The 9,903-nt window shown below is 71.3% G+C and carries 10 protein-coding genes; 4 read left to right on the top strand and 6 right to left on the bottom strand.

From position 1 onward, the window contains the following. Positions 1-71 precede the first annotated feature (71 nt). The 4 genes from MLY01S_RS11185 (at position 72) to MLY01S_RS11170 (ending at position 2,600) form a co-directional block, all read left to right on the top strand. On the top strand, positions 72-902 hold the full coding sequence (locus MLY01S_RS11185) for an SDR family NAD(P)-dependent oxidoreductase (protein ID WP_067192129.1): 831 nt from the start codon (positions 72-74) through the stop codon (positions 900-902). A gap of 67 nt (positions 903-969) precedes the next feature. Then, positions 970-1,821, top strand: a complete 852-nt coding sequence (locus MLY01S_RS11180; protein WP_067192127.1) for an MBL fold metallo-hydrolase — start codon at positions 970-972, stop codon at positions 1,819-1,821. Positions 1,822-2,056: 235 nt separating this feature from the next. Beyond that, positions 2,057-2,353 (top strand): ArsR/SmtB family transcription factor, encoded by a 297-nt coding sequence (locus MLY01S_RS11175; protein ID WP_067192125.1) that lies wholly within the window; start codon positions 2,057-2,059, stop codon positions 2,351-2,353. Continuing rightward, positions 2,343-2,600: a hypothetical protein gene (locus MLY01S_RS11170; RefSeq protein ID WP_067192123.1), complete on the top strand. Its 258-nt coding sequence runs from the start codon at positions 2,343-2,345 to the stop codon at positions 2,598-2,600. Before MLY01S_RS11175 ends, MLY01S_RS11170 begins: the two co-directional genes overlap by 11 nt. A 139-nt stretch (positions 2,601-2,739) precedes the next feature. On the opposite strand, the gene MLY01S_RS11165 is transcribed toward MLY01S_RS11170, so the two are convergent. From MLY01S_RS11165 to MLY01S_RS11140, 6 genes are all read right to left on the bottom strand, one after another. Further along, positions 2,740-3,714 (bottom strand): HpcH/HpaI aldolase/citrate lyase family protein, encoded by a 975-nt coding sequence (locus tag MLY01S_RS11165; protein WP_067192122.1) that lies wholly within the window; start codon positions 3,712-3,714, stop codon positions 2,740-2,742. A 438-nt stretch (positions 3,715-4,152) separates the two neighbouring features. After that, positions 4,153-5,022 carry a 3-hydroxyacyl-CoA dehydrogenase family protein gene (locus tag MLY01S_RS11160; RefSeq protein WP_067192120.1) on the bottom strand — a complete coding sequence of 290 codons (870 nt, stop codon included), beginning with the start codon at positions 5,020-5,022 and terminating at the stop codon, positions 4,153-4,155. Positions 5,023-5,030: 8 nt separating this feature from the next. Beyond that, positions 5,031-5,852, bottom strand: coding sequence for an enoyl-CoA hydratase/isomerase family protein (locus tag MLY01S_RS11155; protein ID WP_067192131.1), 822 nt, complete (start codon positions 5,850-5,852; stop codon positions 5,031-5,033). A gap of 29 nt (positions 5,853-5,881) precedes the next feature. Further along, entirely contained in the window at positions 5,882-7,108 is a 1,227-nt protein-coding gene (locus tag MLY01S_RS11150; RefSeq protein WP_067192118.1) for a thiolase family protein, read from the bottom strand. A gap of 346 nt (positions 7,109-7,454) precedes the next feature. Beyond that, positions 7,455-7,880, bottom strand: coding sequence for a hypothetical protein (locus tag MLY01S_RS11145; RefSeq protein ID WP_067192116.1), 426 nt, complete (start codon positions 7,878-7,880; stop codon positions 7,455-7,457). Further along, positions 7,865-9,841, bottom strand: a complete 1,977-nt coding sequence (locus MLY01S_RS11140) for a primary-amine oxidase (RefSeq protein WP_067192115.1) — start codon at positions 9,839-9,841, stop codon at positions 7,865-7,867. The genes MLY01S_RS11145 and MLY01S_RS11140 overlap by 16 nt, the downstream gene beginning before the upstream one ends. Between the last annotated feature and the right edge of the window lie 62 nt (positions 9,842-9,903).

Here is a 9,903-nt window from a genome sequence, read left to right as displayed (position 1 = left end):
CCTAGGCTGGAGGTGCCGGGCGCACCGCACGCGCCCCGGCCCATCCCGACCCCTCAAGGAGGGCACCCGCCGTGCAGACCAAGGACAAGGTCTTCGTCGTCACCGGCGCAGGAAACGGCATCGGACGCGAGGTGGCCCTGGAGCTGCTGCGCCGCGGCGCCTCCGTGGCCGGCGTGGACCTGCGCTCCGAGTCCCTCGCCGAAACCGCGGCCCTGGCGACCGCCGGGGACCGCTTCACCCAGCACGAGCTGAACATCGCGGACCAGGAGGCCGTCGAGCTGCTGCCCATGCAGGTGGCCGCCCAGCACGGCCACGTGGACGGCCTGCTCAACGTCGCCGGCATCATCCAGAAGTTCGTCCTCTTCAAGGACCTGGACCTGGACGAGATGCGCAAGGTCATGGACGTGAACTTCTGGGGCACCGTCTACCTGAACAAGGCGTTCATCCCGCGCCTGACCGCCCGCCCGGAGGCGTCCCTGGTGAACGTGTCCTCCATGGGCGGCTTCCTGCCGGTGCCCGGCCAGACCGTCTACGGCGCCTCCAAGGCCGCCGTGAAGCTGCTGACCGAGGGCATCTACGCCGAGCTGCGCGAGACCTCCGTGGCCACCACCATCGTGTTCCCGGGCGCGATCGCCACGAACATCACGGGCAACTCCGGCGTCTCCTCGCCCGGTGGCGCCAAGTCCGAGGAGGAGGCCAAGACGGAGGCCGAGTCCTCCAAGCTCAAGCCGCTGCCGGCGGACGAGGCCGCGAAGATCATCGTGGACCAGGCCGTGGAGAAGGGCCGCTTCCGCGTGACGGTCGGCAAGGACGCCACCATGCTGGACACAATGGCCCGCATCGCCCCGCAGCGGGCGACGGACCTGATCGCCAAGAAGATGGCCTCGCTCATCAAGAGCTGAGACACGCACCGCCCCGGCCCCGCGAGGGACCGGGGCGGTCTGCTTTCGGCGGGCGGAGAGTTCGCCGGTGAACGACGCAGGGGAGGGCGCGATGACGGTGCAGGTCGACCGCTGGAGCAACGGGCCCTTCGAGCCCGTGGCCGACCGCGTGCTGGTGGCGCGGTGTCAGCCCTGTGACGTGAACGTGGGGCTCGTGGTGGGTGACGCCGCGGCGCTGCTCGTGGACGTCGGCACCCACCCGGAGCAGGGCGCCGCGCTCTACCGGGCGGCGGTGCGCGAGACCGAGGATGCGGCGCGGCATCCGGTGCCCGTGCGCTGGGCGCTGCTCACCCACGACCACTACGACCACTGGTTCGGCCTGTCCGGCGTCCGCGCAGAGGCGGGGGAGCGGCTCATCGCGGCGGCGCACGCCTGGTTCGGTCGCCGGCATGGTGCGGAGGAGGACGGGGAGAACGAGCGGGTGCAGCGGCAGCTCGGGCTGGCGGACGTCCCGATGCCGGACCTGCGCCTCGAGTCCGCCCAGTGCACCGCCGAGGACCCGTGGACGCTGGACCTCGGCGGGGTGACGGTGCAGGTCGCCTGGCTCGGCCATGCGCACACGCCGAGCGACCTCGTGGCGAGGGTGGAGGCCGACGGCACGGCGCATCCGGGGCGAACCGGTGTGCCGGGCGCGGGCGGTCGTGCTGTGGAGGGAGCGGCCGGGCGGCGCCCGGTGGTCTTCGCCGGGGACCTGGTGGAGGAGTCGGGCCCGCCACAGGCCGGAGGTGAGGCGGACGTGCCCGGGTGGGCGGCCGTCGTCGGGAAGCTGGTGGAGTTCGGGGGCGAGGACGCGCTCTACGTCCCGGGCCACGGAGCCCCGGTGGACGCGGCGTTCGTGCGCGCCCAGGGCGAGGAGCTGGCGGCCCGGGCTGCCGGCTGATTCCCCATGTGGCGTTTTCGCTCGCGAAACGGGAGGCGGGCGCTGGGCTCGGCTGCGCCGTTCGGGGTCGGACGGCGAGGTGGGCCTCCAATTTCGGGCCGGGAGGGGAACGGGCCTCCGATTTCGCGAGCGAAAGTGTCCTGCTTCAGTCCCCTGTCGCGAGCGAAAACGGCGGGGGCGCTGCCACGGGAAGCTTCGGTTGTCATATGAAGATATTTGCAGGTATGGTGAAGCCATGACCGACGACGTCCAGCGAACCGCAGACCTGTTCAAGGTGCTCGCCTCACCCGTGCGCGTGGCAGCGTTGCTGCGCATAGACGAGCAGCCGTGCAGCGTCGGTGAGCTGGCCGATCACGTCGGAGTGACCCACACGCTGATGTCCCAGCACCTGCGGGTGCTGCGCATGAGCGGGCTGGTGCGCTCCGAGCTGGACGGGAAGTCCCGCACCTACCACCTGACCGACGAGCACGTCGCCCACATCCTGCGCGACGCCGTCCACCACGCCGCCGAGGAGGCTCCCCATGGCAACTGATCACACCAAGCACGCCGTCCACACCGACCACGCAGACCACACCCACGGCCCGGACTGCGGCCACGAGGCCGTCCAGCACGGCGACCACGTGGACTACAAGCACGACGGCCACCTGCACCACATCCACGGCGACCACGTGGACGAGTGCGACACCTGCACCTGCACCCGCTGCGGCGAGGGTGAGTGCCACTGCGCCACCTGCGAGTGCGAGGACTGCACCTGCGCCACCTGCGACCACGCCGCCTGAACCGGCATCGCAGCGCACGCGACGGCCCCTCAGCGAAGGTGAGGGGCCGTCGTCGTTGTCCCGGGAGCCTCCCGTTTCGCGAGCGAAAACGTCAGGGGCGTCAAGAGGCGTCAGGCGGGGCGGCCGGCAGGCGAGCCGGTCAGTAGTGGTAGGTGTCCGACGGGGCGGCGAGCGAGTTGTCCTGGTCCGGGTAGCGGGTTGACGTCACGCCGAACGCCTCGGCCAGGGACAGGATCTTCTCCGCGCGGGCCTTGCGCGGCAGGTCCGAGCCGTTGCGGATCTCGCCGCCGTCTGCCTCGAAGTCCGTGAGGAATCCATGGGCCCAGGCCAGCTCCTCCTGGGAGGGGCTCAAGCCCTCGTTCACAGCGGCGCACTGCTCCGGGGCGAGGCAGATCTTGCCGGTCATGCCGAACTCGGCGGTGACGGCGGTGGCCTCGGCCAGCTTCACGCCGGTGGAGCCGACCGTCGGACCGTCGATGGGGCCGGGCAGGCCGGTGGCCTTCGCGGCGATCGTGAACTGGGAGCGGGTATAGGCCAGGGCCATCGGAGAGTCGCCCAGGCCGGTGTCACGGCGGAAATCGCCGATGCCGAAGGCCAGGCGGAACGTGCCGCGGGCGGCGGCGATCGAGTTCACGCGCTGCAGGCCGCGGGCGGTCTCCACCAGGGCCACCACCGGAATGCCGGGCAGCCGGGCGGCGGTCTCGTTCACGTGGTCCGTGGACTCCACCATCGCCAGGACGACGCCGGCCAGGCCACCGGAGGCCACGGTGCCGCCGAGCGCCGTCGGCAGAGTGGCGGCGAGGGCGGCCATGTCCTGCTCCCACCACGGCGTGCCGTAGCCGTTCAGGCGCACCCAGGCGGTGTGCCCCGACGTCAGCCAGTCCACGGTGTTCTGCAGGGCGGCGGCCTTGTCCTTCGGGGCCACGGCGTCCTCGATGTCCAGGACGACGATGTCCGCGGCCGAGTCCTCGGCGGGGGCGAAGCGCTCGGGCTGGGCGGCGTTCACCAGCAGCCAGGAGCGGGCGAGCGTGGGGTCGATGCGCTGGCCGGGTGCGGGGGAGAAGGTGCCGGTGCCGGCGGTGAAGGGGGCGATCGAGGACAGGGGAGTGGTCATGGGAGTTCCTCCGGGACAGGGTGCGCGGGCGCGCACGGGTGTGTGGGTTCGGCGACGGCCGTGCGGGTCCGGTGGGCACGCAGCAGGCGGTCGCAGCGGACGCAGGTGGGTCCGCCGGAGGGTGCCGGGATGGGCGGCGGGCGCGGCCGAGGGTGGTGGCCGCTGTCACACACCGTAGTGGACGCGGACCACGACGTGGTGGGGTGTCCGCATCGTGGGAGGAACCGGTCCGAGGTCAGAGGCGGTCCACGACGCGACGCGGCCCACGACGCGACGCGGTCCACGACGCGACGCGGCCCCTCAGCGTGAAGGTGAGGGGCCGTCGTCGTTGCCTGGCCTCCTCCCGTTTCGCTAGCGAAAACGACAGGGGAGGGGCCGTCGTCGGCCTGGCCGCCTCCCATTTCGCGAGCGAAAGCGAAAGGGGCCGGGCAGAGCGGGTCAGGAGTAGTCGTAGAAGCCCTTGCCGGACTTGCGGCCCAGCTCGCCGCGGGCGACCATGTCCCGCATGAGCTGCGGGGGAGCGAAGCGCTCGCCGAGCTGGGACTCGAGGTACTCGGCGATGCCCAGGCGCACGTCCAGGCCCACGATGTCCGTCAGGGCCAGCGGGCCGACCGGGAACTTGTAGCCAAGCACCATGGCGTTGTCGATGTCCTCGGGGGAGGCCACGCCCTCCTCGACCATCCGGATGGCCTCGAGGGCGATCGCCACGCCCAGACGGGAGGAGGCGAAGCCCGGGGCGTCCTTGACCACGACCGGGGTCTTGCCCAGGCCCTTGACCCACTCGGTGGACAGGGCCTTGAGCTCCTCGCCGGTCTTCGCGCCCACGACGACCTCGACCAGCTTCGAGGCCGGGACCGGGTTGAAGTAGTGCAGGCCACAGAAGCGCTCGGGGCGCTGCAGGTGGTCGGCCAGCTCGTCCACGGACAGGGAGGAGGTGTTGGTGGCCAGCCAGGCGTCGGCGCCCAGGTGCTTCTCCACCTCGGTGAGGGACTCGATCTTCAGGTCCATGATCTCCGGGACGGCCTCGACCACCAGGCCGCAGCGGGCGAAGTCCGCCTTGTCCAGGGAGATGGTCAGGCGCTCGGCCCAGACGTCCAGGTTGCCGTCGAGCTTGCCGCGCTCCAGCGACGTGGCCAGGTCGGACTCGATGCGCTCCTTCGCGGCCTCGGCGGAGGCCGCGTCGCGCTCGACCACGATCACCTCGTCCGCACCGGAGGTCAGGAAGGCGTGGGCGATGCCGGCGCCCATGCGGCCGCCGCCCAGTACGCCGACGACGGAGGGGACGGAGCCGTGGGGGGTGTCAGTCATGGAGATCCTCACTTCTTCTTGCGGTCCAGGAAGGCCTGCATGCGGTCGAACTTCGCCTCGGACTCGAACAGGATGGCCTGCGCCAGCTCGTCCACGTGCGGGTGCGCCGCACGCGGCATGTGGAACACGCGCTTGGACACGCGCACAGCCAGCGGGTCGTTCTTGCCGATCCGGTCGGCCAGGGCGTGGGCCCCGTCCATCAGGGCCTGAGGGGCGTGCAGCTCGGTGACCAGATGCAGGTCCAGGGCCTGCTGGGCGTCCAGGATGCGGCCGGCCCAGAGGATCTCCAGCGCGATCGGCTCGCCCACGAGCTCCTTCAGGCGCCACTGCGCACCGGCGGCGGCGGTGATGCCCAGGCCGGCCTCCGGCTGGCCGATCTTCACGTGCTCGGTGGCGATGCGGAAGTCCGCGGCCCAGGCGAGCTCGGCCCCACCGCCGAGGCAGAAGCCGTCGATCGCTGCGATCACCGGCAGCGGCAGGCTGTGCAGGCGGTCGAAGAGCTGCGAGTTCACCCCGCGCAGGGCGTCGTCCCGGCGGCGCTCGCGCAGCTGCGCGATGTCCGCGCCGGAGGCGAAGATTCCCTTCATGCCGCCGCGCTTGCGGTCCTCCACCTGGGTGCCGGTGATGATCAGGATGCGCGGGTTGCGCTCGAGCCAGCCGCTGAGGGCGTGGAACTCGTCGATCATCGTCTGGTCGATCGCGTTCAGGACCTCCGGTCGGTCCATGGCCGCGACGACGCGGTCCGGGCGCTCCGCGGAGGCCTCGAGGCGGAGGGCGGTGAAGCCGGCGGCGACGTCGGCGAGTCCGGGGAAGGCGCCGTCGTCGATCATCTGGGTCTGCTCGGTCATCTGTGCGATCCTCAGAGCTTCTCGATCAGGGTCGCCGCGCCCTGGCCGACGCCCACGCACATGGTGGCCAGGCCCTTGTCCACGCCCTCGCGGTCCATGCGGTTCAGCAGGGTCACGATGATGCGGGAGCCCGAGGAGCCCAGCGGGTGGCCGAGGGCGATCGCGCCGCCGTCGTTGTTGACGATGGACTCGTCCAGGCCGAGGCCGCGCACGCAGCCCAGGGACTGGGAGGCGAACGCCTCGTTCAGCTCCACCGCGCCGATCTCGTCCAGGGACCAGCCGGAGCGCTCCAGGGCCTTCCGGGTGGCCGGCACCGGGCCCAGGCCCATGATGTGCGGGGCCACGCCGGCGGCGGTGGAGTCCACCACCCGGGCGCGGGGCTCGAGGTTGTACTTCTCAGCGGCGCGCTCGGACACCACGAGGATGGCGGAGGCGCCGTCGTTGAGCGAGGAGGAGTTGCCGGCGGTCACCACGCCGTTCTCCTTGATGATCGGACGCAGCGTGGCCAGGACCTCCATGGTGGTGCCCGGGCGGGGGCCCTCGTCCGTGTCCACGATCGTCTCGGCGCCCTTGCGGCCCTTGACGGTGACGGGGACGATCTCGTCCTTGAAGCGGCCGGCCTCGATCGCGGCGAGGGCGCGCTCCTGGGACCGGACGGCGAAGGCGTCCGCGTCCTCGCGGGTGATGCCCTCGGTCTCGGCGACCTCCTCCGCGGTCTGCGGCATGGAGAAGACGAACTTGTCTCCGAACTCGCCGGAGGCGAAGCGCGGGTTCACGAAGCGCCAGCCGATGGCGGTGTCGAACTGCTCGCCGGGCTTGGCGAACGCGGTGGTCGGCTTGGCCTGCACCCACGGGGCGCGGGACATGGACTCGACGCCGCCGGCGACGACCACGTCGGCCATGCCGGCGCGGACCATGGCGGTGGCCATCGCGACGGCGGACATGCCCGAGGCGCACAGACGGTTCACGGAGATGCCCGGGACGGTGTCCGGGAAGCCGGCCAGCAGCCAGGCCATCCGGGCCACGTTGCGGTTCTCCTCTCCGGCCCCGTTCGCGTTGCCGAAGATGACCTCGTCCACGTCCGCCGGGTCGATCCCCGCGTCCTCGACCACGGCCTTGATGGTCAGCGCCGCCAGGTCGTCCGGGCGGACGGAGGACAGCGCGCCGCCGTAGCGGCCGACCGGGGTGCGACGGCCGCCGACGAGCAGGGCCTGGGACGGGGTGGCGAGAGTGGACATGCGTGGGCCTCCTTGGCGTGCGTGGCGGGCGCGGTCCCGGTGCGCGGCACAGCGCCCGGCAACTCTGAGAATTACCGACCGGGCGTTCAGGTTCATATCCAGTATCCGCGGGGCATGTGAGGGCGGTCAACATGTGCCCGGGCAGAGAGAAGCCGCAGCCGGTCGGGCGGGTCCTGCGAGCCCACGTGTGGGCGGGTGGGCGGACGGCCGGAGGTAAGTGGCCAGACGAAGGTGGGCGGCCGTCGTCGGGAAGCGGCGGGATCGACGGTTCGTCACGGGATCGAGGAGATTCTCCGCGATCTGGTGACTTTTCGTCGATTATGCGGTCGGGCTCCGCAGGCCCGCCTCAGCCGAGCCCGAGCCGCCGCCTCCGCGACAGCGCCAGCCCCGCACACATCGCCACGGCCAGCTCCACCCCCATGATCATCAGCATCGCCCCGTCCGCAGCCAGTGCATTCCCGACGACGGCCCCTCGCCCTGCGTGGTCATGTCCACCTCCCCCAAGGCCCACCCCGGGCAGGCCGGCGGTCATGACCGCGTGTGCCAGGACCATCAGCACGGCCATGGCCTGCAGCTGCTGGAGGGCCCGGCACCCGGAGGTCCCACGCAGCACATGCACCCCGCAGACGGTGCAGGCGAGCACCATCGCGCCGATCGCGGCGCCCAGCAGCAGTCCGTGCGCGTGCGCCACGAGCATCCAGACGTGCAACGGCAGGGCCGCCAGGGCCAGTGCCCCGGCGGCCCTGTCCCACAGGCTCAGGCGCTGCAGCATCCCTCGTTGCCGTCCTTCGCCGTGTCGACGCCACCGCCGGCGTCGGTGGAGCAGTGGCCCTTCCTGGGGGCGGGCACATCCAGCACAGGGGAGCGGTCGAAGAAGCCCTCGGGGCGGAGCTTGAAGCCGGTGACGTCCACGGGCATGATCGGCCAGTCCTCCACGCGCGGGAAGTGCGTGAGGCCGAAGGAGTGCCAGACCACCAGGTCTTCCCCGTCCACGCTGCGGTCCGCGGCGGTCCACTCCGGCAGGCCGGCACCGCCGGCGTGCTGGTTCGGGAAGTCGCCGGTGGGGTAGCGCTCGTCCTCGTGGTACTGGGAGACCCACAGTGCCTTGGATGCGAAGGTCGCGCGCTTGTGGATGGAGGAGCCCTCGGCGGCCAGCAGGGTGGGCAGGCCCTCCGGGTGCAGCTTGTAGCCCACCGGGCGTCCGAGCCGGTTGGTGGACTCGGTGGACTCCACGATCCAGGTGCGGCCCACGGACTGGTCGGTCTCGCGGATGGCCTGTTGCTCGGTCGCCAGCACAGTGTGCTTGCGGGTGAAGGCGTTGCCGCGCGGGTTCTCCTCGGAGATCGGCAGGCGGACGCCGTCCTCCTCCACCACGCGGCAGGCGCCGCCGTCGAGGGCGAAGTCCAGGCGGGCGCCGAACAGGTGCTGGTGGAAGGGGGCGCCGAGGCCCGGGGCCATCTCGGAGGCGTAGTCCGTGGGCCCGTCCGGGACCGCCGAGGTGAAGACCACGCCGGTGGCCTTGGCCTCGAATTCGATGTTGCCGTCCAGGTAGAGGTACCAGTAGAAGCCGTAGTCGTAGTTGCCCACCGTGGTGAAGAAGGAGATCACCAGGCGGCGGTTGCGGCGCGTGTAGGCCACCCCGGACCACAGGTCCGTGTGCTTGGACAGGATGGACCAGTCCTCCTCGTGCATGCAGATGCCGTTCTTGATCTGACGGGGCTCGCCGGCGTTGTTGACCACCCAGGGGGACAGGTAGGTGATGTCGCCGAGGCAGTCGCAGCCCAGCTCCAACGAGTTGGCCCACTGGCCCACCAGGTACTCGCCGGTGTCGAAGTAGTTCTGCCATGACCGCACCGGGGAGGGGTCGCCGTAGGGGACCACCATCTCGGCGATCGCGGCGCGGTCCAGGATGGTGCGGCGGCGGCCGGTGTGCGGGTCGTCGAACGCGATGTTCTGCAGCACCAGGCCCTCACGCATGTCGAAGCCGACGTCCAGGCTCCAGCGCTCCCACTCCACGTGGTTGCCGTCGGCCACGGTGAAGGACGGGCCCTCGGGCTGGGTGATCTCGATAGGCTTCTGGGAGGTGCGGACCTCGCCGACCATCTCCGGGTCTGTGTAGTTGCCGTGCTCGGCCGGCACCGGGACCGGACCGAAGTCCAGGACCTGGGTGACCTTCTTCGCGGTGACGTCCACGTAGGCCACCAGTCCGTCGATGGGATGGGCCCAGGCCGAGTCCGTCTCATGCTGCTGGTGGAAGGCCAGCCCGCGGAGGATGCGGTGGCCCACCTCGTCGTCGTACTCGAACACGCCCGCGGACAGCGGGGCCACACGGACCTCGTCGATCGGGATGTCCCGCTTGGCGATCGCCTCGAGCCACTGCGGGTCCTCAGCGAGGATCGCCTCCACGACCTCGAACTCCTCCTCCATCACCGGGAACTCTCCGTCCACGGACGAGTCGAGCTCGCGGTTCGAGAGGAGCTCGCCGCGGGCGGCGGAGACCACCGCGTCCCGCGGGGTGCCGCCGGTGGAGTCCAGGATGAACACGCGGAAACGGCGGTCGTGTGAGACCTCCACGCGCTGTGCACCGCGCGGTGGGTCCAGCAGGCCCAGGTAGGCGATGCGGTGGGTGTCCGTGAACAGGCCCTCCCGGCGGAGCACGGCCATCACGGCCTCGATCTCCTCGGGGGTCTGCTGCCTGAAGTCGCCCGCGGTGGTGGCGGTCTCGGTGCTCATGTGCTCCTCGTCTCCCGGCCCAGGGGGCCGTCGGTGGTCGGATTCTTCTCCGTACGGAGAGG

It is taken from the genome of Micrococcus lylae NBRC 15355, from assembly GCF_001570885.1.
GTDB classification, from domain to species: domain Bacteria; phylum Actinomycetota; class Actinomycetes; order Actinomycetales; family Micrococcaceae; genus Micrococcus; species Micrococcus lylae.
The sequence above is the reverse complement of the archived record's forward strand: the minus strand, read 5'-3'. Positions and strand labels throughout refer to the sequence as shown.